The sequence below is a fragment of the Streptomyces sp. NRRL F-5135 genome (assembly GCF_000719775.1).
Classification (GTDB): domain Bacteria; phylum Actinomycetota; class Actinomycetes; order Streptomycetales; family Streptomycetaceae; genus Streptomyces; species Streptomyces hebeiensis.
In genome coordinates, this window is sequence record NZ_JOHR01000009.1 from 275,039 (window position 1) to 297,179 (window position 22,141).

At 70.9% G+C, this 22,141-nt stretch carries 18 protein-coding genes, 2 tRNA genes and 1 pseudogene; 7 read left to right on the forward strand and 14 right to left on the reverse strand.

Annotated features, from left to right (window positions below):
* The first annotated feature begins 10 nt into the window (after positions 1-10).
* The 4 genes from ehuD (at position 11) to IG02_RS0118145 (ending at position 2,498) form a co-directional block, all read left to right on the forward strand.
* The gene (gene ehuD / locus IG02_RS0118130) at positions 11-628 is read left to right on the forward strand and encodes an ectoine/hydroxyectoine ABC transporter permease subunit EhuD (RefSeq protein WP_030748623.1); all 618 of its coding nucleotides are present in this window, start codon (positions 11-13) and stop codon (positions 626-628) included.
* Between the two features lies 1 nt (position 629).
* Positions 630-1,415: an ectoine/hydroxyectoine ABC transporter ATP-binding protein EhuA gene (gene ehuA / locus IG02_RS0118135; RefSeq protein WP_107055633.1), complete on the forward strand. Its 786-nt coding sequence runs from the start codon at positions 630-632 to the stop codon at positions 1,413-1,415.
* A 166-nt stretch (positions 1,416-1,581) separates the two neighbouring features.
* The gene (locus IG02_RS0118140) at positions 1,582-2,340 is read left to right on the forward strand and encodes an IclR family transcriptional regulator (protein ID WP_030748630.1); all 759 of its coding nucleotides are present in this window, start codon (positions 1,582-1,584) and stop codon (positions 2,338-2,340) included.
* 84 nt (positions 2,341-2,424) lie between these two features.
* Positions 2,425-2,498, forward strand: a tRNA-Lys gene (locus IG02_RS0118145).
* 109 nt (positions 2,499-2,607) lie between these two features.
* On the opposite strand, the gene IG02_RS0118150 is transcribed toward IG02_RS0118145, so the two are convergent.
* From IG02_RS0118150 to IG02_RS0118175, 7 genes and pseudogenes are all read right to left on the reverse strand, one after another.
* Positions 2,608-3,807, reverse strand: coding sequence for an alginate lyase family protein (locus IG02_RS0118150; RefSeq protein WP_030748634.1), 1,200 nt, complete (start codon positions 3,805-3,807; stop codon positions 2,608-2,610).
* Positions 3,808-3,895: 88 nt separating this feature from the next.
* Positions 3,896-4,144: pseudogene (locus IG02_RS41620) on the reverse strand (hypothetical protein); the annotation flags it as partial.
* A gap of 19 nt (positions 4,145-4,163) precedes the next feature.
* Positions 4,164-4,652 (reverse strand): phospholipase, encoded by a 489-nt coding sequence (locus IG02_RS0118155; protein WP_030748638.1) that lies wholly within the window; start codon positions 4,650-4,652, stop codon positions 4,164-4,166.
* A 466-nt stretch (positions 4,653-5,118) separates the two neighbouring features.
* Entirely contained in the window at positions 5,119-5,415 is a 297-nt protein-coding gene (locus IG02_RS0118160; RefSeq protein ID WP_234314797.1) for a DUF4190 domain-containing protein, read from the reverse strand.
* Positions 5,416-5,605: 190 nt separating this feature from the next.
* Entirely contained in the window at positions 5,606-6,196 is a 591-nt protein-coding gene (locus IG02_RS0118165; RefSeq protein ID WP_030748644.1) for a lytic polysaccharide monooxygenase auxiliary activity family 9 protein, read from the reverse strand.
* 221 nt (positions 6,197-6,417) lie between these two features.
* Positions 6,418-8,364 (reverse strand): SPFH domain-containing protein, encoded by a 1,947-nt coding sequence (locus IG02_RS37865; protein WP_107055625.1) that lies wholly within the window; start codon positions 8,362-8,364, stop codon positions 6,418-6,420.
* A gap of 11 nt (positions 8,365-8,375) precedes the next feature.
* Positions 8,376-9,758 carry a peptidoglycan-binding protein gene (locus tag IG02_RS0118175; RefSeq protein ID WP_030748650.1) on the reverse strand — a complete coding sequence of 461 codons (1,383 nt, stop codon included), beginning with the start codon at positions 9,756-9,758 and terminating at the stop codon, positions 8,376-8,378.
* A gap of 157 nt (positions 9,759-9,915) precedes the next feature.
* Here IG02_RS0118175 and IG02_RS0118180 point away from each other — a divergent pair.
* The 3 genes from IG02_RS0118180 to IG02_RS0118190 all read left to right on the forward strand — a co-directional run bounded on the left by IG02_RS0118180 (position 9,916) and on the right by IG02_RS0118190 (position 14,675).
* Positions 9,916-9,989, forward strand: a tRNA-Lys gene (locus tag IG02_RS0118180).
* Between the two features lie 529 nt (positions 9,990-10,518).
* Positions 10,519-12,726 (forward strand): glycosyltransferase family 2 protein, encoded by a 2,208-nt coding sequence (locus IG02_RS0118185; RefSeq protein ID WP_420707761.1) that lies wholly within the window; start codon positions 10,519-10,521, stop codon positions 12,724-12,726.
* Positions 12,723-14,675, forward strand: a complete 1,953-nt coding sequence (locus IG02_RS0118190; RefSeq protein ID WP_030748656.1) for a kelch motif-containing protein — start codon at positions 12,723-12,725, stop codon at positions 14,673-14,675. The genes IG02_RS0118185 and IG02_RS0118190 overlap by 4 nt, the downstream gene beginning before the upstream one ends.
* A gap of 12 nt (positions 14,676-14,687) precedes the next feature.
* Here IG02_RS0118190 and IG02_RS0118195 read toward each other — a convergent pair whose 3' ends face one another.
* From IG02_RS0118195 to IG02_RS37870, 7 genes are all read right to left on the reverse strand, one after another.
* Positions 14,688-15,236, reverse strand: coding sequence for a DUF4232 domain-containing protein (locus IG02_RS0118195; RefSeq protein ID WP_030748659.1), 549 nt, complete (start codon positions 15,234-15,236; stop codon positions 14,688-14,690).
* A 341-nt stretch (positions 15,237-15,577) separates the two neighbouring features.
* A complete protein-coding gene (locus tag IG02_RS0118200; RefSeq protein WP_030748661.1) occupies positions 15,578-16,504 on the reverse strand; it encodes an aminoglycoside phosphotransferase family protein in 927 nt (308 codons plus the stop codon).
* A 110-nt stretch (positions 16,505-16,614) separates the two neighbouring features.
* Positions 16,615-17,658 carry a glycoside hydrolase family 6 protein gene (locus tag IG02_RS0118205; protein WP_030748663.1) on the reverse strand — a complete coding sequence of 348 codons (1,044 nt, stop codon included), beginning with the start codon at positions 17,656-17,658 and terminating at the stop codon, positions 16,615-16,617.
* A gap of 175 nt (positions 17,659-17,833) precedes the next feature.
* The gene (locus IG02_RS0118210) at positions 17,834-18,532 is read right to left on the reverse strand and encodes a class F sortase (protein WP_051765226.1); all 699 of its coding nucleotides are present in this window, start codon (positions 18,530-18,532) and stop codon (positions 17,834-17,836) included.
* 310 nt (positions 18,533-18,842) lie between these two features.
* Positions 18,843-19,616 (reverse strand): hypothetical protein, encoded by a 774-nt coding sequence (locus IG02_RS36580; RefSeq protein ID WP_234314798.1) that lies wholly within the window; start codon positions 19,614-19,616, stop codon positions 18,843-18,845.
* 256 nt (positions 19,617-19,872) lie between these two features.
* On the reverse strand, positions 19,873-20,652 hold the full coding sequence (locus tag IG02_RS0118220; RefSeq protein ID WP_030748672.1) for an HAD-IIA family hydrolase: 780 nt from the start codon (positions 20,650-20,652) through the stop codon (positions 19,873-19,875).
* Positions 20,653-20,852: 200 nt separating this feature from the next.
* Positions 20,853-21,911: a hypothetical protein gene (locus IG02_RS37870; RefSeq protein WP_158712329.1), complete on the reverse strand. Its 1,059-nt coding sequence runs from the start codon at positions 21,909-21,911 to the stop codon at positions 20,853-20,855.
* Between the last annotated feature and the right edge of the window lie 230 nt (positions 21,912-22,141).

Below are 22,141 nucleotides of genomic sequence, written 5' to 3' on the forward strand. Positions count from 1 at the left end.
CGCGGACTTCATGCCGCGTTTCCTGGACGGCCTGCTCGTCACCCTCCAGGTGCTGGTGCTCGGCTCGCTCCTCTCCTTCACCCTCGGATTGATCTGGGCCATCGGGTTCCGGGCGCCGACGCGTTTCATCCGCTGGCCGGTGCACGCCGTCACCGAATTCATCCGGAACACGCCGCTGCTGGTGCAGCTGTTCTTCTTCTTTTTCGTCCTGCCCGAGTTCGGTGTGCAGTTCTCGGCGCTGACGACGGGCACGATCGCCATCGGCGTGCACTACTCGACGTACACCGCCCAGGTCTACCGGGCCGGTATCGAGGCGGTGCCGCCCGGCCAGTGGGAGGCGGCCACGGCGCTCAGTCTGCCGACCGGCCGGACCTGGACGGCGGTGATCCTGCCGCAGGCGATCCGGCGGATCGTCCCGGCGCTGGGCAACTATGTGATCTCGATGCTGAAGGACACTCCGCTCCTCGCCGGGATCAGCGTGCTGGAAATGCTCCAGCAGTCGCGACTGGAGAGCGCGGCCACCTTCCAGTACACGGAGCCGCTGACCGTGGTCGGTGTCGCTTTCATCCTCATCGCCTATCCGGCTTCTCTTCTCATGCGAGCCCTGGAGCGTCGTCTTGTCCGCTGACATCACACCACCGAAGACCGCGGGTGACCCGGCCGCGAAGCACCTCCCGGACGGTGAGCTGATCCGATTCGACAGAGTGACGAAGCGGTTCGGGAAGAACACCGTCCTGGACAATCTCTGTTTCTCGGCCAGGCCCGGAAAACACGTCACCCTGATCGGCCCGTCCGGCTCGGGGAAAACGACGATCCTCCGGCTGCTGATGACCCTCGTGACACCGGACGAGGGCACCATCACCATCGACGGGGAAAACCTCTACCCCGCCGACAGAAGGCACGTGCGCGAAGTGCGCAAGAACATCGGCATGGTGTTCCAGCAGTTCAATCTCTTCCCCAACATGAACGTCCTGCGCAACATCACCGAGGCGCCGGTCCGGGTCCTCGGGCTCAGCCGGGACGAGGCGGAGGAGCGCGGCCGGGAACTGCTCGACATGGTCGGCCTCGGCGACCGCTGCGCCGCCAAGCCCACCCAGCTCTCGGGCGGCCAGCAGCAGCGGGTCGCCATCGCGCGGGCGCTGGCGATGCGGCCGCGGATCCTGCTGCTGGACGAGGTCACCTCGGCGCTGGACCCCGAGCTGGTCGCCGGGGTGCTCGACGTGCTCAGGGACATCGCCCACACCACGGACATCACCATGCTCTGCGTGACGCACGAGATGAATTTCGCCCGCGACATCTCGGACGACGTCCTCATGTTCGACTCCGGAAAGGTGATCGAGTCCGGCCCGCCGGAGAAGATCTTCACCGACCCGGAACAGGAACGTACCCGCGAATTCCTGAGCGCGGTGCTCTGACCTCCCCATACCGCGAAGTAGTGTGCCGCTGGCATATGCCAGCGCGATGCGGCCCAGCGTGCGGCGCCGGGCCGCATCGTCTTCGCCGCCCGACGGCCACCCCGCGAACGGCCCATGACGGCTATCGTGGGCTCGAGCTTGCGGTCACAACCTGCTGGGGGGAACCGTGGTGCTGAAGCCGGATTCGACGGCGCCGTTCCACTCGGCGCGTCATGTCCTGCGCGTTCTGGAAGCCGTGTCCCAACACGGCGGCGGGGTCACCGAGGCACGGATCTCCCGGGAGAGCGGACTGCCCGCCGCCCACCTCGCGCCCCTGCTCGCCACGCTCCGCCGCGAGGGGTACGTGGAGCGGCTGGCGGACGGGGCGTACGTGGCGGGCGACTCCCTGGCCCTGCTGAGCTCCGGCGCCGCGGGCCGGCAGGCTCTCGCGGCCAGGCTGGAGACCACGCTGCACGAGCTGCGCGACTCGGTCGGCGCCGCCGTCTACCTCAGCCGCTACATCGACGGCGAGATCAAGGTGACCCAGATCGCGGACAGCCCGCTGACCCCCGCGGTCAACGAGTACGTGGACTTCCGCTCCACGGCCCACGCGAGCGCGATCGGCAAGTGCCTGCTGTTCCAGCTGGACCGGAACGGCCGCCGGGACCATCTGGCCCGCCACAAGATCGCCCGGTTCACCTCCCGGACGATCACCAGCGAACGTCTGCTGCTGTCCCGGCTGGACAGCCAGCCGCCGACGGTGCCCGTGCTCGACCTCCAGGAGTACGCGGTGGGCACGGTGTGCGCGGCGGTCCCGCTGACCGCCGGGGCGGCGGTCGGCTGCCTCGCGCTCTCGCTCCCGGTCGAGCACGCGCACCGGCTCCGCGCGGCGGCGGAGACCCTGCACCGGCGGGCCGCGCCGATGGCGCTCTCGCTGACGCTGTAGCGGCTCGCGGCGCTGCTCGGGACCGCCGGACCGGCTGTGGTCCCGAGCACCCCCGCGGGCCGGGTATGATTTTCCGGTCAGCAGGCGCCGCTAGCTCAGTTGGTTAGAGCGGCTGACTCTTAATCAGCGGGTCCGGGGTTCGAGTCCCTGGCGGCGCACGTGCGATCATGTAGCTGACCTGGGCGTTCTCGGTTTCCGAGAACGCCCTTCGGCGTGTGGTGAGCCCGTACGGGACAGGTTCGGGCCGGCGGGGGCGCCGGCCCGGTATCAGTACGGGTTGTCGGCGTGCGTGAGAGTCGTCCAGGCGTTGAAGTAGTTGTCCGTACCGGACGGCCGGTGCGCCTCGGTGTACTTCTGGGTGTTGGTCATGGCGATGCCGAGGCGGTTGTGGAGCGCGTTGAAGCCGACCTCCGTGACCCGGCCGAGACCCTTCTCGACGGAGCCGCCGCACAGCCAGGACGGCACGGCGGTGCCGTTCTCGTAGGACGTGTGGAAGCCCAGCGCGTGGCGCAGCCGCTCCCGGATCTTCGGATAGAGGTCCTGGCCCTGGATGCGGCTGGTTTCCGCGACGTCCGCGAGGGAGGCGAGGCCCCAGCCGGTGTGCCCGAAGTCGCGGCAGGTCTCCTGGGCCAGGCCGTCGGTGAACGTACTCTGGCCCTGCCAGTACTTGATGATCTCGGCGCTGGTGTCGATGCCGCTGCCCGCGGGCGGCTCGGGCAGGTCGCCGTCGCCCGTCAGGTAGACGTACGCCGGGACCCGGGCGAGGAACGTGCTGACCGCCTTGTCGTAGGCGGCACGGTCCTCGATGAAGACCGAGATGCCGATGGCCGCCTCGGTCATGACCAGTTCCCAGTTGCCGTTCTTGGTCGCCGCGCCGTTGATCACCTCGGGCAGGTACACGTCGCGCAGCATGGTCGCGAAGCGGCCGGCGTTGGGCCAGCCACCGTCGTAGGTGTACTTGATGATCTCGGCGGCGCGCGGCCAGGTCGCCCCGGACCAGCCGCTCTGCAGCGGAGCGTTGCTGTTGGTGTGATCGGTGATGGTCGCGGACCAGGCGTCCATGATCTCGATCGACTTCTTGGCGTACCTGCTGTCCCGGGTGAAGTACCAGGCGAGCGCGTCGGTGTAGGCCGCTATCGCGTCCTGACGCTCGTCGGTGCAGCCGTAGTTGGGGTTGGACGACGAGCCGCACTCCACGACGGCCCGCGGCTTGGCGGTGCGCGACAGCGAGGCGTAGGAGCTGGCCATCATGGAGTCGTAGGCGGCCTTCCAGGGCTGTTGGCCGGCTTGCGCCTTCGACCGGGCGTGGTCGAGCTGGGCCCGGCTCACCAGCACCCCGGGGTGGGTGAAGGCGGCCGGTGCGGCCGTCGCCCGTGGGGCAGGACCGGTGAGCTGAAGGCTCAGCAGACCGGCCAGCAGGACGAGAACGCCAAGAACACTTAACCGCACGGTTCTGGTTCGTGTCATCCGATGACCTCTCTTCACGAATGAGAACGCAGTTCCCGATATCGACCGAATCGGTCGGCCTGGACGATAGGGACACTTCGCGAACATGTCAATACATCGGATGTGTGGCGCACTGGAGACCCGACAGCCGGGTGGCCGGCCCGGGCCCGGCCCCCTCGTGAGTGGAGCCCGGAGCCCGCCAGAACCGGTCGACGGCACGGTCGCGCTGCTGCCCGCTCATGCCCGGTCCCTGGTCGGTCACATGGAACTCGACCAGGCCCCCCGGGACGCCCGGGGGGGGGTTCCCCACCACGGTGGCCAGGGTGATCGTGCTGTGCGGCGGTACGAAGCGCAGCGCGTTGTCGAGTACGGGCGGCTCAGGTGACGGACCGCGAGCCGTCCACCATCGGGGTCACGCCGAAGATGTCCACCGCGTGGTAGTACGTCCACGCCGTGGCGTCGCAGGACGCCTTCGAAGCGCCGGAGTACGCCGAGCACACCCGCTTCAGGTCGGCGTAGAAGGCGGAGTCCAGCCGTGCTTTGTTCGCGTCGAACTGGCCGGCCGCCTTGTAGTTGCGGTAACCGAAGTCGTGGCGCGCGCAGGCGGTCTGGAAGGGGAAGCCGAAGGGGTTGTCCGGGGAGGAGGAGCAGTAGTCCGTGGACCAGTCGAAGCCGTAGGCGGTCCAGGCTCCCTGGTTGCCGCGGGCGGCGAGCCAGGTGTTGTAGCTGGCGGCCGACTCCTGCGTCCAGTTGCTGAGGACCTGCGGCTTGTCGGCGGGGGCGGCCGCCGCCTGACGTGCTGTCAGCAGCGTGGCGGGCAGGGCGAGTATCGCGGCGGCGAGCGGAATTGCCAGGCGTCTGCGCATGACGGAACAGCCTCCGTGAGGTTGGTGGGGGGAGACGCTCGGGCCCGGGGCGGCCGGAGCGTCCTCAGCGTGAACTGCCTTGCTGTCGCTGGGGTCTACGCGCGATGACCGGTACGGAAATGGTCCCCCACATCCCGGCACCGACAAACCTTTTAGGCGCGAACACGTCTACGAAAAACCTCAGTTGGAGGCCGACATGTGGTAGGGCGACGCACATCTGTCGCGTATCTTCACCGCTCGCACCCGGGCGGTCGACACGGAAAGGGTGTACGGGGCGAGGCGGCACGCACGGGGGACGACCAGGGACGCCAGGGGGACGTCCGGGACGCCCGGGAGGGCATACGGGCAAGGGCGGAAATCAGCCCCGGGCCCAAGAGGACCCGGGGCTGATCGCGGCCGGACCGTACGCCCCCGGAAGGGACGTTCACGTCCGGGCCGAGTGGGGCTTTGGCCCGCGCGGCGACGCTCAGCCGCTGAGCGCGGCGGCCACGGAGAGGAGTACGGCGAAGAGGATGAGGTCCACGATGCCGAGGACGATCCCCGCCTTGGCGAGGCCGGCCTTCCCGCCGGAGGGCGGCGCCTGCTTCTGCCCGAACATGCCTAAGAGGATCGCGATCGGCCCCAGGATCGCGGGAAAGGCGAACAGCCCCACGATTCCGCTGGCCAGAGAGGCGATCGACAGGCCGTTCGCGCGGGACCGAGAGGTCGAGGCCGTGGAGGAGTTGCCGTAACCGAGCATCCGATTCTCCCGAATCTCGTTCATGTCGCTTCATTTCTCGTCATGTTCACTTGTGAACTCTCTTCTGCCCGCGATGAGGAAGACCACTCGGCGGGACGGACGAGCCGCGGAACGACAAGCGGCGCGCCGGGCCGGGAGAGGCTCGGCGCGCCGGCGGGACGCGGTGGCCCGGGCGGCGTGGCGCGGCGGTGCCACGCCGCCCGGTGTCCGGACGTCAGAACTGGACGTCGGAGCAGGAGTAGAAGGCGTTCGACGTGTCGGCGATCGTCCACACCGCCACGATCACGTGCCGCCCCGAACGCGACGGCAGCGTGCCCGAGTGCGAGAGCGTCGCCGGCGGCTGTGCGTTGTTGTACGGCACGGTCAGGAACGGCTGGGTGTCCAGGGACGCACGGGTGATCTTCTGGGACGGGTTCCACCCGCTCTTGGTGAGGTAGTACTTGAAGTCACTGGTGGCGTGGCGGGCGGTGAACTGCCAGCGGAACGAGAAGTTCTGGCCGCTCGACACCTTCGTCGTGGGCCAGCCCGTGCCACCGCGCGGGTCGTCGAGCTGGCTGAACCGGCTGTTGCCGCCGGCGCAGATCTGCCCGTCCGCGGGGCCTCCGGCCGGGAAGCCCTTGGGCCCCTCGACGCTCTGGGGCTCCCACTGGATGTCGCCGCAGTTGGTCACCGTGCCGTTGGCACAGAGCTTCTGCCGGCTCAGGGGTGAGTCGGTGTAGCCATGGCTGCTCGCGCTTCCGGTGGCGAGCAGGGAGGCGCCCGCCACGGCGAGGCCGACGACGGCCGCGCCCATCTTCTTTCGCATGCTTCGCTCCAGAGAACGTGGGGAGTTCGGTGAGCTGTGTGGTGCACGCGTGCGGGGGAACCCCGGGGTGGTGGCGGCGCTGCGGTCTAGACCAAGTCCCAGACTATGGCCAGCGGTTAGGCATGTCCATAACAAACACACCAGCGGTCGGAAGCCGGTCACAGAGGCCCACCGGCCGGTCGCAGAGGCCCACCGGCCGGTCACACGGGCTCACCGGCCGGTCACACGGGCTCACCGGCTCCCTGCCGCCCGGTGTAGAAGGCGATGGTCAGGTCCCTCACCAGCGCCTTGCGCTCATAGTCGTCCAGTTCGACCAGCCCGCGGGAGGTCAGCCGGCCCACGGTGTCGTCCACCGCGTCCACCACCGAGGTCAGCACGCTGTCGCGGTGTTCGGCGTCGATGGCGGCGATCCGGCGCCGCTGCATCACGGCGGCGAGTTCCGGCGCGTACTCGATCCGCGTGGGCTGCGCCGAGAAGACGTCGATGCCGACGGGCTTGCACTCGGCCGCCAGGATCCGGGACAGCTCCGCACCGAGCCTCTCGGCGTCGCGCAGCGTCGCCGCGTCCGAGTGGAAGGCGTCGGCGGGCAGTTGGGAGAGCACCCGCGCGAGTGCCGCCTCCACCTGCTCGCGCAGGTACTCCTCGTGGTCCTCGACCCCCAGGACCGCACGCACGGTGTCCCGCACCCGCCAGACGACGAGGACGACGACCCGCAGCGCGGTGCCGTTCGCGTCGACGGCGGGCATGGGCTCGCTGCGCCAGTGCCGCAGCCGTACGTCCACCAGGTGGCGCAGCAGCAACGGGCTCATCCACACCAGCCCCGTACGGCGCACGCTGCCCCGGTAGCCACCGAAGAGCGTCAGCACCCACGCCTGTCCCACCTCACCCCGCGCGAGGCCGCCGAACGTGAGGAGCAGCAGGACCGCTCCGAGCCCGAGCACAGTCCACTGCGCGGGGCCGAAGCCGTGGTACGGCCGGGCGGGCAGATGGAGCGCGTCGGCGACGACGCCGGGGACGGCACCGGTCCACCAGAGCACGGCCGCGCAGCCGAGCAGGACGAACACCCCGGCGCACACGGCGAGCAGCCCGGGCAGCACGGGCCCCGGCCGCTCGGCCAGTCCGGAGTCCACGACCGGCACGCCGCGCGCCGAGCCGGAGCGGGGCGCGGCGGGTCGCGGGGAAGCGGGGCGCGGAGGGGTGGAGCGCGGGGAATCGGGGCGGGAGGCCATGCGCGGGGAGGCACCGGCGGGGGCCGGCGCCCGCTGCACTCGGGGCGCTTCCCTCTCCCGGTCGTCGCCACCGCCCAGGCCGCCCTCGCCACGCACGCCGCGTCCTTGTGCGCCACGGCTTTCCGCGCCCTGGCCCGGTGCACCGTCGCCGCGTCGCCCGGCTCCCGGGGGAACGTCGTCGCGGAAGAGGAGGTGAACGGGGATCTCCTGGGTGGACCCCGCCACGATGAGGGGGCCGCGCCGCGCCGTCTTCTCCCCGCCGGGGGGCGGGCCGTCGGTGCCGGCCGACGGGTACTGCCGGGCGGACGGCCGGGAGGACGGCTGGGGCACGGACCCTCGTGAACCGTCCGGTCCCCGGGCCTCCTTGGCAGCGGAGCCCCCCGCGATCGGAGTGCCCTCCAGGGCAACGGTGTCCGCGCCGGTGGCCTCGGGCCCGGATACGGGTTCGGGGACGGGTCCGCGCTCGGAAACGGGACCGGGTTCGGGGACGGGTTCGGCGGTCTCCGCGTCGGCGGCCTCGTTCCGGGCGAAGCCGTCCCTCGCCTCCGGGGCGTCCCCGGCGGCGGGTCCGCCACGATCGGCGCCGCCCCGGTCCGGCCCCGGCACCGGCACCGGCCCCGTACGATCGCCGCCGCCCTGTCTGCCCGATTCGCCGGCCGGACGACCCTCATGGCCCGAGTCGCTGTCCGAGCCGGGGCCGGCGCCCGGGCCGGCGGCGCCCGGACCTGCTGCCGCGTCGGCCGCCTCCCGGTCGTCTCGGCCGGCGCCCCCGGCCTCGTCCGGCACCATCCGCGCCGCCCCGTACGGGGCGGGCCGGGCGGCAGGCCGTTTCACCTGCCGGACGGGGCGCGCGCCACGGGCCGCGTACGCGTAGTCGGTCGGGGCGGGCACGGGCCGGGTGCCCGTTTCGTCGCCCGGCTGCGGGGCCGTCGTCGTCATCCTTGCCTCCGTCATGCGAAGAGTCGCCGCCAGGTGTGGGGGCCGGGGTAGCCGTCGGCGTCTGAACCGCGCCAGCCCTGGGCGCGCTGGAAGTCCCGGACGTTGCGCCGGTCGGCCTCGGTCCAGCGCCTCCCCGGGCCGACGGCGTAGTGCCTGCCGAAGCCCTTCCTCACGAGCTGCTCACCGAGCTGTTCGACGTGCGTGTTCGCCCGGCCGGGCCGGAAGTGGCCGGCCCCGGGGAAGCCGGGTGCCGGGTGCGCGCCCTGGCCGTTCCCCCGCTCGTCCGGCTCGGCGGCCGGGATGTCCTTGCCCAGCCCGTTCACCAGGTACAGCCAGGTCGTCGGGCCCGGCAGACCGTCCGCGTCGGAACCGCGCCAGCCCTGCGCGCGCTGGAACGCCTCCGTCGCCCGCCGGTCCGACTCGCTCCAGCGCGGCCCCGGGCCGACCTCGTAGAAGCGCTTCCCGCCGCGCTTGACGAGCATCTCGCCGAGCTGGGTCACGTACGCGTTGTTCGCACCCGGCCCGAAGAACTCCTCGCCGGGGAAGACGGCCGGTACGCCCTCGCCGGGGTTCTTGCCGTCGGGGTCCGCGACGACGCCCCTGTAGCGGTACGGCACGTAGCTGTCGGAGTTGCTCCAGTACGCCATGGGCGTGGCCTGGGCACGCGCGTGCGGCTTGGTCTGCTCGTACGCCAGGTAGTAGGAGTGCGTGTAGTCGGCCCAGCCGCCGAAGAGCGTGACGTGCGACCCCTTGGTCGGATTCTCCGGGTTGTGGAAGAGCAGCATGTCCCCGGGCTGGAGTTCCTCCCGCTCGATCCGTTCGCCGAACTTGGCGAGGCTGCCCGTCCATTCGTTGCTGCCGAGGTTCCAGGCCATGGAGACATATCCGGAGCAGTCCTGGCGGTACCCGTCGGACCAGTACGTCTCCATGCTGTACGGCACCTCGGCGTTCACCCACACCTTGGCCCGGCTGATGATCTCCGCGCGGGTGATCTTGTTGGTCTCGGCCTCGTGGGGGCCGGAGTCGGGGCGGGGTCCCGGCAGGGGCCGGCCGTAGAGGGGAGTGCTGTCGCCCTGCGGGCTCGTCGGCCCCTGGTCGCCGGGCGGCGCGTCAGGACCGGCGTCACCGACGGCACGGGCGACGTCGGCCCGTGCGGCACCGTCGGCGCGGGCGACGTCGGCCTCCACCGCCGCGGCCACTCCCGCCGCGCCCGTCGCGCCGAGCGCGACCCCCGCCGCCGTGACCGCGACCAGCGCACGCCGGGCGCCGTGCGCGGCCCGGTGACCGCCCGCGCTCACCGGCAGGCCCCTGGCCAGCTCGCGCCGCCGCCGCCCGCACCCGGCACAGGGGCAGTCGGGAGCGGGCTCGTACTCCTCGAAGACCGGGACGGTCATACGATCCTCTCCACAAAAAATCGGCATTGTCACACGAGACTGAATGAAGCGCATTTTTACGTATCAAAGGGACGAAAGGACAATGCGACAGGCCGCAGCTACCACCAATTGGTCGGAGGCACCCTCGCCGGTCGGGTAAAGTTGTCCAGGTCAGCAGGCGCCGCTAGCTCAGTTGGTTAGAGCAGCTGACTCTTAATCAGCGGGTCCGGGGTTCGAGTCCCTGGCGGCGCACGCATCGCGAAGAAGCCCTCTCACTCCACGTGAGGGGGCTTCTTTCGTGTCCGACGACGCGGTACGCGCACCCGCCGGCCCCACGCACCCCCGAGCACACTCCACACGCCCCCGCCGTACGTCATCACAGGATCGCCATGACCCTCACAGACACCGCGCGACCGCCAAAGCATCCGTCACACCAGCCGCTCAAAGCACCCAAACAGCTGGTAAACGTCCTTTTTCTTCCTTGCGATCCCGGCAGCGGTCGGACAACCTAAGCTGAGCCCATTGACCCAATGGGGCATGCGGTCCGAACAGTTGGACGCGATGCGAGGGAATGCCCCCATGGTCGTCAGGTGGGGCAGGGGGACCCGGTTCACGCATAGCGGCCGTCCGCGGCCTCATGCAACCGGATGGCCGCTGTCCGCCATCTCCATGAGGACGGCGCTCGCAAGGGACACCGTCCGGGCCGATGGCCGAGGGGTCATCCGGGCGGAAACGATCGATTCAGTCAGCACGCCGCTCGCGTGCGTGCAGGGGGATGGACATGACGTCTACGCCAGACGGCGCCCGGCAGGACAGTGATGTCACCCGGACCACCCAGCTCCGGATTCCCTCCCAGCTGAGAAACGCCGCGCAGCGGCAGCGGGCCCGCAAACAGGCCCCCCTGCCCAAGTACGACTACGAGCACTACAGCCGGCTCGCCGGCCCGCTCACCCAGCCCGACCCGACCGAGCCGTACACGGTGCGGTACCGCTCGCTGCTCTCCCAGGAGACGCACCGGATACGCGCCGCGCTGCTCCTCGGAGCGGCGCCGCTGCTCTCGCTCGGCCTCTTCGTCTGGCTGATGCAGCCCCAGCACTGGACCGAGCGCGACCCGAACCTCAAGAACGACACGCTCCTCGTCCTCGACATCATCATGCTCGTCTCCATCGGACTGATCGAGCTGTTCCGCACGATGAACGTCCTGTCGAACGCGCACGCGACGCTCGTCGCGCGCGACCCCGTACCCGTCGTACCCGAAAACGGAACCCGGGTCGCCTTCCTCACCTCCTTCGTGCCGGGCAAGGAGCCCCTGGAGATGGTGACGAAGACGCTGGAGGCGGCGGTGCGGATCCGGCACCGCGGCGTGATGCACGTATGGCTGCTGGACGAGGGCGACGACCCGGCGGTGAAGGCGGTCTGCGCCCGCCTCGGCGTACGCCACTTCTCCCGCAAGGGCATAGCGAAGTGGAACCAGCCCAAGGGCGCGCACCGGGCCAAGACCAAGCACGGCAACTACAACGCCTGGCTGGAGGCGCACGGCGGCGACTACGACTACTTCGCCTCCGTCGACACCGACCACGTGCCGCTGCCCAACTACCTGGAGCGGATGCTGGGTTACTTCCGCGACCCGGACGTCGGTTTCGTCATCGGCCCGCAGGTCTACGGCAACTACGACACGTTCGTCACGAAGGCCGCCGAGTCGCAGCAGTTCCTCTTCCACGCCCTGATCCAGCGCGCGGGCAACCGCTACGGCGCGCCCATGTTCGTCGGCACGAGCAACGCCGTCCGGATCTCCGCGCTCAAGCAGATCGGCGGTCTGTACGACTCCATCACCGAGGACATGGCGACCGGTTTCGAGATGCACCGTCACCGCAACCCGGCGACGGGCAACAAGTGGCGCTCCGTCTACACCCCGGACGTGCTGGCCGTGGGCGAGGGCCCCAGTGCCTGGACGGACTTCTTCACCCAGCAGCTGCGCTGGTCGCGGGGCACGTACGAGACGATCCTCAAGCAGTACTGGAAGGGCTTCACCACGCTGCCGCCCGGCAAGCTCTTCAACTACACGATGATGATCATCTTCTACCCGATGTCGGCCCTCAACTGGATCCTCGCGGCGCTGAGCTGCGCGCTGTTCCTGGGCATGGGCGCCTCGGGTGTGCAGATCGACCCGGCGATCTGGATGATGCTGTACGGGAACGCCTCGGCCCTCCAGATCGGCCTCTACATCTGGAACCGCCGGCACAACGTCTCACCGCACGAGCCGGAGGGCTCCGGCGGCCTGGCGGGGATGGCGATGTCCGCGATGTCCGCGCCGCTGTACGCGCGTTCGCTGACGGACTCGGTCCTGCGCCGCAAGAGCTCCTTCGTGGTGACGCCGAAGGGCGACTCGTCCAGCCCGGACACCCTCTTCGGCACGTTCCGCATCCATCTGTTCTTCATCCTGGTCTTCGGCGGTTCGCTGGTCGCGTCCTTCGTGTTCGGCCACGACCACCCGGCGATGATCACGTGGGCGACGCTCGCCATGCTGATCACGGCCGCGCCGATCCTCATCTGGCGCTGGGGGATGCGCCAGGAGAAGAAGAACACCAAGCGGAAGCGGGGCGCGCACCGGGGCGGCGGTGCGGGGACGCAGCCCGGCGCCATGGCGACGCCGCAGGCAGCGCAGGCGCGACAGACCCAGCAGCTCCCCCAGCCCCAGCAGTTCCAGTCGGCCCAGCAGGCCGAGCAGACCCCGCAGTTGCAGCAGACCCAGCAGTTCCGGACGACTCAACCGCTTCCGCAGGCGCCGGGGGCCGACCCGACGGCGGACTCCTTCGTCGGCCCGATGGCGGGAGTGCCGCTGAGCGTCCCGTACCGCAAACCGGCCGCGCGGACGGCCCGCCCGATGACCGACTCGACGGCCGGTCCCGCCACCGGACGCGCCCGGCACGCGGCGCCCGACGATCCCGATCAGACAGCCCAGATTTCCCTTGGGGGACCTAAGCAATGAGCGCCATTCCCGTCCGGCAGAACCACCGCAAGAACCGTGCGCGCCGGCTCGCGATCGGCGCCGCGGTCGTGGTCGCGGTGGCGGGGATGAACGGGCCCGCGCTCTACCGGTTCAGCTCGGAGCAGTACCACGAGTACAAGATCAACCGCCCGGACTACAAGGCGGCGAACGGCCACTGGGGCTTCCTGGACGTGCCGGCGAAGTTCAAGATCAACTCGATCCACGCCTCGCTGCTGCACACCGGCAAGGTGCTGCTGATAGCCGGCTCCGGGAACAACCAGAAGAACTTCGACGCGGGCAAGTTCGAGTCGATCCTCTGGGACCCCAAGGACAACTCGTACAAGATGATCCCGACGCCCAAGGACATGTTCTGCTCCGGGCACACCCAGCTCCCTGACGGGAACCTGCTGGTGGCGGGCGGTACGAAGCGGTACGAGAAGCTCAAGGGCGACGTCACCAAGGCCGGCGGACTGATGATCGTCCACAACGAGGACCCGGACAAGCCGATCACGCTGCCCGCGGGCACGATGTTCACCGGCAAGGAGAACGGCAAGACGTTCGTCTCCAAGGACCCGGTGCTCGTGGAGAAGGCGAAGAAGATCTTCGACCCGGACACGGGCGCGTTCCTGCGTACGGAGCCGGGCCTCGGCCGGATCTACGTGGAGGCCCGCAAGTCGGGCGCGCGGTACGAGACCGGCACGGAGGACAACTACCGCGTGCACGGCATGAAGGGCTCCGACGCCCGCAACGTCTACGGCATCGCGCAGAAGCTGGCACTCGACAAGAAGGACTTCCAGGGCATCAGGGACGCCTTCGAGTTCGACCCGGTGGCGGAGAAGTACATCAAGGTCGACCCGATGAACGAGGCGCGCTGGTACCCGACGCTGACCACGCTCGAGGACGGCAAGGTGCTGGCGCTGTCCGGACTGGACGAGATCGGCCAGATCGTGCCCGGCAAGGACGAGATCTACGACCCGGAGACGAAGAAGTGGGAGTACACCGGGATCATCCGGAAGTTCCCCACGTATCCCGCGATCTTCCTGATGGACAACGGGAAGCTCTTCTACAGCGGGTCCAACGCGGGGTACGGTCCGGCCGACGTCGGCCGTGACCCGGGCGTCTGGGACCTGAAGACCAACAAGTTCGACAAGATCCCGGGCCTGAGCGACGCCGACCAGATGGAGACCTCGGCGACGGTGATGCTGCCGCCCGCGCAGGACCAGAAGTTCATGGTCATCGGCGGCGGCGGGGTCGGCGAGTCGAAGAAGTCCAGCGAGAAGTCCCGCCTGGTGGACCTCAAGGACGCCGATCCGCGCTTCAAGGACGGCCCGGCCCTCGACAAGGGCACCCGCTACCCGAGCGCGTCGCTGATGCCCGACGACAGCCTGCTCGTCACGGGCGGCTCCGAGGACTACCGGGGCCGCGGCGGCACGGACATCCTCCAGGCCCGGCTGTACGACCCGAAGTCCGACACCTACAAGCGCGTGGCCGACCCGGCGGTGGGCCGCAACTACCACTCGGGCTCGGTCCTGCTCCCGGACGGCCGCGTCATGATCTTCGGCTCCGACCCCCTGTTCTCGGACAAGGCCAACACCAAGCCGGGCACCTTCGAGCAGCGCATCGAGATCTACACCCCGCCCTACCTCTTCCGCGACGAGCGCCCGGAGCTGACGGACGGCCCGAAGGAGATCGAGCGGGGCGGCTCGGCGGTCTTCACGACGAAGGACGCGGCGTCCATCAAGACGGCCAAGCTGATGCGCCCGAGCGCGGTCACGCACGTCACGGACGTCGAACAGCGCTCCATCGCGCTCGACATGAAGAAGACGGCGGAGGGCATCGAGGTCACTGTCCCCGAGAACAGCGCGCTGGTGCCGTCGGGCTGGTACATGCTCTTCGTGACGGACGACAAGGGAACACCGTCGGAGGCGGTCTGGGTGGACGTGCCGTAACCACGTGCTCCCTCACCCCCGGGGCCCGACCGGGTTGAGGTAGGTGGCCGGGTGGGTGGCGGCGTCCTGCTTGAGGATCTGGCCGCCGAACGGCCACTTCAGGGTGAAGTGCTCCGTCTCGTTCGGCGGGGTGACCAGGAACGTCGCCGGAACGAACTTCTCCTTCTGCGGCGTGGACCTGGCCACCGGGAGCAGGGTGACGCTGAAGTCCACCGTGTCCCCCTGCTCCAGCGTGAACTTCACGGGCTTCTCGGAGGAACGCGCCAGGGACCAGGTGCCGTCGGTGTTCTGAGCGCCGACCATGTCGACACCGGCGAAGCCGGACAGGGTGCAGGTGCGCTTGCTCTTGTTGGTGAACCAGATGTACGCCTGGGTCTGGTTCTCGGTCTGCCCCATCTCCGGCGCCGCGTCCTCGCCCGTGGCGAAGCCGGCCTTCAGGTCGGCGGTGTGGCAGCGGGTCGGCTCGGCCTTGGCGGGGGCGGCCGAGGCCGGGATGGCGGTGGCGGCGGTGCCGGCGACGACGACGGCCGCAAGAACGACGGCGGTCAGCTTGCTCTTCATGAAGTTCCGGGTTCCCCTCGAATGCGAAGCGGCGCGCGAAGTCGGTGCGCGCCTACGCACGTGAAGATGCGTAATGCCCGGGGGAGGTTCGGTGTGCGGGAGGATCTTTTTCCGACCACGGCAGGTCCAACGGCACTAGGGAGAGCGCGCGTTGAGCGATGGGGGGGGAAGAGGCCACGTGACTACGACTGTGTTCCGTATCGGCGGGGAGCTGGAAGTACGACGGCTCGGGTTCGGGGCCATGCACTTGCCTACGGAGCCGGGACCCGGAACGCCTTCACCTGTCCCGGGCCCACTGCGAGCGCCTGAACGCTCTGGCCGGACCGGCACAGGGCCGCGCGTCAGCCCCGCGGCAGCGCGTCGGCCACGACGATCTGGGACGGGGCGATCCCGGCCCGCCCGTCCTCGATGTCCCACAGGGTGTTCTGCAGCAGCCGGGCGAGGGTCCAGCCGGTCGCACGTTCGCGGTCCAGTTCCAGCACCTCGGTCAGCAGGTCGAACCGGCGTCTGACCACCCGTGGGGTGTCCCCGGTCGCGCCGCTCTCCCCCCATCCGGTGTCCAGGGCGGGCCACAGGTCGAAACCCGGGTCGCCGGCCAGCGGTTCCGGATCGATGGCCAGCCAGGGCTCACGTTCGGCGGCCAGCACGTTCCCGTAGTGCAGGTCCCAGTGCAGCAACCGTTCCCCGGGGTCGCCGACCAGCTCGGCGACGGCCGACGCCCAGCCCCTCAGCCGCCGCCGGTCCTCCCCGTCGCGCAACGCGCCCAGAGCGTGCGGCACTTCCCTCAGCATGTCGCCGGCGACATCGCCGAGACCGCGCAGCCCCGGGGGCGCCGGAACGGAGTGCAGCCGCGCCAGCAGCCCGGCCAGGACGCTCATGGCCGTGTCATCGTCGTCGAGGGAGGCCAGGGTGCGCGCGCCGTCGAGGCGTTCCAGCAGCAGGGCGCCGCCCTCCGGGTCGTGGTCGAGCAGCCGGACCATGCCGTCGCCGTTCCAGGCGCGCAGTCCGAGCAGGGCGGCCGCGGTCTCCTCCCGGGGCATCTGGAACCTCAGCGCGGCCCGGGTGCCGTCCGCGCGGACCACCGGCACCACGAGGGATGCCTCACCGGAACCGACGCCGCCCTCTCTCCTGAGCTCCCATCGGTCGAGGAACTCCGCGACCAGCCCGGGCAGCGCGGCGACCCAGGCCCGCTCCCGCTCACCGCCGTTCACGGTGTACGACGCGGCCAAGCTGTCAGGAACGACGACGACTTCGCCGGACGCGCTCATGGACGGACTTTCCTCCAGAAAGTCGGTGGAGGTGCCCAACCGGGACCGGCCGCCGGGACCGTGAGGGCCAGGGCGACCGGCCCGCCGGGACCGCAGGGCTCCGGGCGGCCCTACTTCGCGTTGCGGGCCAGGTCCAGCGCGTAACTCTCGTACCACTCCCCCGCCTTGGGGCCGCCCTTGCAGGTGCCGTCCGACTCTCCGGGGCGTTTGATCCACAGGTACGCCTTGACCAGCGGGTCGCCGGTCTTCGTCGTCGGCCGTTCGCCCAGGGCGCGGCCCGGAGGGTTGCACCAGCGTTCGCTCGGATCGCCTTCGGTGGCCGGGCCGTTGCCGTTGCGGCTGGTGTCGATGACGAACGGCTTGCCGCCGACCTTCGCGGAGAGGCGCTTGCCGAAGTCCTTGCTCGCGTCGGTCGGGTAGAAGTTGGAGACGTTGACGGAGAAGCCGTCGGCGTCGGCGATGCCCGCCCACTGGAGCGGTTCGAAGAGCGCGTCGGGACTCTGCCAGCCCGCGTTGCCCGCGTCCAGGTAGACCGTGGTGGCCGGCTGCTGCTTGAGGCGCTTGATGGCGCCCTTGAGCAGGTCGTACCGCTCTTCGTGGTACTCGTCCGGCGTGCAGCCGTCCACCAGGTGCAGTACGGCGTCCGGCTCCAGGACCACCGTCGTAGGGCGGTCTCCGATGCCCTTGGCGACCTCGTCGATCCAGGCGCGGTACGCGTTGCCGTCGGCGGCACCGCCCTTGGAGAACTGGCCGCAGTCGCGGTGCGGGATGTTGTAGAGGACGAACAGCGCCTCCCGGTCGGCCTTCGCCGCCGCTTCCGTGAAGCCCTTGGCCTGCTCCTGGGCGTTCTCCGGGGTGATCCACTCGGCGACCGGCTGTTCGGCGATCTTCCTGATCAGCGCGGCGTTCTTGGCGTTCTCGCCACCGTCTCGGCCCTCGTACGCGGCGACCTGGCGGGCGGCGGTGCCGTCGGGGTTGACCCAGTACGGGTCCTCCGCCTTGGGCCGCTGGCCGAGCGACGGCGACTTCTTGCCCTTGTCGTCGTCCTCTCCGTCACCGCCCGAGGAACAGCCCGCCGCCAGCAGCACCGCGGCCGTCGCGGCAGCCGTCGCCACGAGCCGGACCCGACCGGTTCCGGAGTAACTGCCGTACATCCACTCCCCCTTGATGCGCCACACCCCCGGCGCCTCGCCTCGCCTCACCTTGATCCCCCTGGTCGGAGATCGAACCACCGACCGGATCAATCCTGGCACACCGTCTCCGGCCGTCAGGGCCATTCCGGTGGTGCGCGATCTCCGTATGCCCGCGCTCCGGGCCGCGTCGGCGTCATCAGCCGTCGCGTGGTGCGCGCACGCCCGTCAGGTACGCCGACACGACCACGTTCGCCGTGTACGCGTTCGCCTTCCGGTCGAACGTTCCGCCACAGGTGATCAGCCGCAGCTCGGCCCGGGACGCCACCCGGGGCCCGTACACCTCGTGCGCGTCGAAACGGTCGCGGGGAACGACCCGTACGTCCTCGATCGTGAACTCCGCGAGCGAACCGTCCGCCCGGGTCACCCGGATCCGCCCGCCCGGCCGCGCGCCGCTGAGACCGTAGAAGACGGCCGGTCCCGTGTCCGTGTCCACGTGGCCGACGAAGAGGGCGACGCCCTCGGCGCCGGGGGCGACGCCGTCTCCGTACCAGCCGACCGCGCCCGGCCGCGCGTACGGGGGCGGGTCGACCGCCCCGGCGCGGTCCAGCCCGCGCGCCTCGACCGGTGCCGCGACGCCCAGCGCCGGGACGGCCACCCGCAGCGGGCGCGCGGCGGGCAGCGGGGCGTGGGGCGGGGGCAGCGGCGGCGTGCCGGGCCGAGGACTTACGGCGGCGACGCCGCTGGCGGCAGGCGAGAAACCGCTCGTGACGGGCCAGGAACCGCTCGTGGCGGGCGAGGAACCGCTCGTGACGGGCGAGGCGACGACGGCCATCGGGCCCACGCCCGCGTCACGGCTCGCGAGGCCCAGTGCCAGAAGCAGGACGGCACCCGCCATTGCTATGGACGGCCGGCCGATGCCCGTTCCGGCCCAAGGTGGGCGCGACGGGCGTACGGCTTGGGCCGAGCGTATGGGTATGGCCGGGTCCGCCGACGCGCTGTCCGCCGACGGGCCCGCGGAGCCCGTCGGCGGTCCGGCGACGCGGCGCCGGGCAATGCCCCGGGAGAAGCCGCTCCGGGCGAGTCCTCGGGAGGCCGCTCGGGCGGCCTCCCAGGACGACCCGTACCCGGTGGGTCCCCGAGGAGTGCCGGAGGCCGCCGGGGCCCCGGCGAGCCCGTGCGCCCCGTAGGGCAGCCCGCCGGACATCTCAGTCCGTGTCCCGCGCGGCCGGTCCGGCCGCCCCGCGCTGCCGCCGTACGCTCCTGAACGCCACGGCGACCGCCGCCACCCCCGTCAGCACCAGGCCGATCACGGCGTGCCGCGTCCCCGGGCCACCCGTCGCGGCGCTCCCCTGCGCCTGGGCCGACGTGGTGGCGGAGGTGTCCGAGCCGGCGGAGGTGTTCGGGTTGGTGGAGTCGCTGGAGTCTCCGGAGTCGCTGGAGTCCGCGACGCCCGCCTCGTCGTCGTGGCGGTCCGCGGTGGACTTCGCCGTACCGCCGCCCCCGGCCCGTACCGGAGCCGTGGGACTCGCGTGGGCCTCGGGCCGGGCGGCGGCGCGGCGTACGACCTCGAACGTGCCGGAGCCCGAGCGGACCCGGCCGCCGCCGCAGCTGATGGCGATCTCGTGCTGCCCGGGAGTCACCGAGGACCTGAGCCTGGCGAGACCGGTCAGCGGGATCTTGTACTTCGGGTTCCTGGCCAGTTCCTCCTGGTCCCGGATCCAGTCCTCGCCGTAGGCACGGGGGGCGAGATCCACATCGGCCACGAAGGCGTCGGACCTGGCGACGGCCGAGGTGCCCGCGCAGCCCGATGCCCGGATCTCGATCCGCTGCCCCGGGGCGGCGCTGGACGGGATGACCATGACGGTGACCGGGTCGGCGGCCCGGGCGATGGCCTCGGCGGTGGCGGTTCCGAGGCCAGGCGTGCTCACCAGTACGGTGACGGCCGTCGCGGCACGCAGAGCGAGCAAGGATGGACGCATGGTGAACCTCCTTGTAGAAGAGACTCACCCACCCGGCGCATTTCCGCATCCGCAGCGGTCGGCGGCGCCTCGCGGCCGTACGCGCCGTACGCGCCGCGCCAAGGCGTCACCGCGTCGGAGCCGCCGTGCCCGGCCCCGCCGCGCCCCGGCTTCGGACCGGCCCCGCGACCGGGCCTGGATTGGCCCCGCGACCGGGCCTGGATTGCCCCCACGACCGGCCGCGGCCCGGGCGGCGGCCGTCCCGCCGCTGCCGCGCTCAGACGCGATCGACGAGATCCGCGATCGAATTGACGACCGTTGAGGGCCGGAAGGGGTACCTCTCGATGTCGGGCCGCGTCGTGACCCCCGTCAGCACGAGGAAGGTCTCCATCCCCGCCTCCAGTCCCGCCAGGACGTCCGTGTCCATCCGGTCACCGATCATCGCGCTGGTCTCGGAGTGCGCGCCGATCGCGTTCAGGCCCGTCCGCATCATGAGCGGGTTCGGCTTGCCCGCGAAGTAGGGCTCCTTGCCGGTGGCCTTCGTGATCAGCGCGGCGACGGCCCCGGTGGCGGGCAGCGGCCCCTCGGTGGACGGGCCGGTGGAGTCGGGGTTGGTGCAGATGAACCGCGCGCCCCCGTTGATCAGCCGGATCGCCCTGGTCAGCGCCTCGAAGCTATACGTACGAGTCTCTCCGAGCACCACGTAATCCGGCTCGTGGTCGGTCAGGACGTAACCGATGTCGTGCAGGGCGGTGGTCATCCCGGCCTCGCCGATGACGTACGCCGTGCCGCCGGGCCGCTGGTCGTCCAGGAACTTCGCGGTGGCCAGCGCCGATGTCCAGATGTTCTCCACCGGCACGTCGAGGCCCATCCGGGCGAGGCGGGCCTGGAGGTCGCGCGGGGTGTAGATGGAGTTGTTGGTGAGGACCAGGAAGGGCCGCCCCGACTCCCGCAGCCGTTTGATGAATTCGGCGGCGCCGGGGATCGGCACCCCTTCGTGGATGAGGACACCGTCCATGTCGGTGAGCCAGGATTCGATCGGCTTGCGCTCTGCCACTGGACTGTTCTCCGCTCTGCGGTGGCCAAAACTGGACGGTCCGACGCCGCCCAGCGTAACGAGGGCGGCGAGCGGGCGGGAGGGGCGGCCACCACGGCTCGGGCACGGCGGAGTGTGCCCGGGCGAACGCGTGACACCACAGGCCGCGGGAGGGGGATGTTGGGCTCGGGGCGTCGGGCCCGGGGCTCAGGCCCGGGGCATCAGGCCCGGCCGGTGCGCAGGCGCAGCATGCCCGCGGCCAGTACGGCCCCGGCCGTGACCAGCGCCAGCGCCGCGACGGCGCGGCCGAGGAGGTCACCGGAGACAGCGGATCCGGCGAGGACGAAGACGGCTGACGAGCCGCCACGGGGCCGGTGCCGCTCCGGCCGGACGGCCGGTACCGGGTCCAAGTAGTCGAGATCGACGGTGTCACCGGCGTCACCCGAGTGACCGGCATGGTCCTCCCGGCCGGCGTGACCCCCGCGACCGGGGTCACCGGCTCCGCCGCCGTACCGTTCGGGCCGGTCGTAGCCGTCGGCGTGCTCGGTGTCGTCGGCGTATCTGCCGCCCGGACCGCTCCTGCCGACGCCGAAGCGGTACGTGCCCGACTCCCCGACCCACTCTCCGTCGTCCCCGCGCCGCTGTACGGTCGCGGCGGTGGCCACGACCTCGTTCCGGGGAGTGCCCCGGGCGAAGGCCAGCCGTACGCGTACGGTCACGGTCCGGCCCGGTGGTACGGCGAACCCGGGGGAGCCGTCGTCCAGTACCCCGACGATCTCGTCGTGATCGGTCTTCTCCAGGGAGAGGGACCGCCATCCCTTGTCCTCACGGGCTTCCAGGGTGACCTGGGAGGTGGTCAGCGTCCGCTCGCGGTCGACCAGGACGACGACGGGATGGATGTCCTCACAGGCGTGCCGGGTGGTGTTGGTGAGGTCGAGGTACCAGATCCCCGGGGCGCCTCCGGGCGAGAAGGACGAAGGCCCGCCGTGGACATGGGCCGAGATCGGAAAGTCCTCGCCGGTGGACCGCGCCCCCTTGCCGCACACCTGCCGCCGCTCGGACGGGGAGCCGAGCGCGGACACCGGTACGGACACGGACACGGGCGCGAGTACGGGTGCGAGTACGGGTGCGGGCGCGTGTCGTGCGGTAGTCGCGGGGGCAGCGAGGGAGAAGGGGACCACGGCGACCGAGGCGACCGCGACGACGGCGGTGACGGCGCCACTGGCGGCGACCGCACGGGCGGGGCCTTGACGCGGTCGCGTGACTGGCACAAGGGGCATGTGAACGGCCTTCGTGGAGCTGGTGACGGACTGTCGCGTACGAAGCGGCCACCGGACCGTCGGCGTCCGGACGGCCGGCGTCGGGCCGACGCTGCCATGCCGGGCCCGGCCGTACCGGGCGGCAGGGCCCTGTGCCCCCGTAAGTCATACGAACAGCGTCGGTGCGCCCGCCTGTCCGGCGCACCGACGCGTACACCGCACCGCCTGACGCGACAAACCGCCCGACGCGA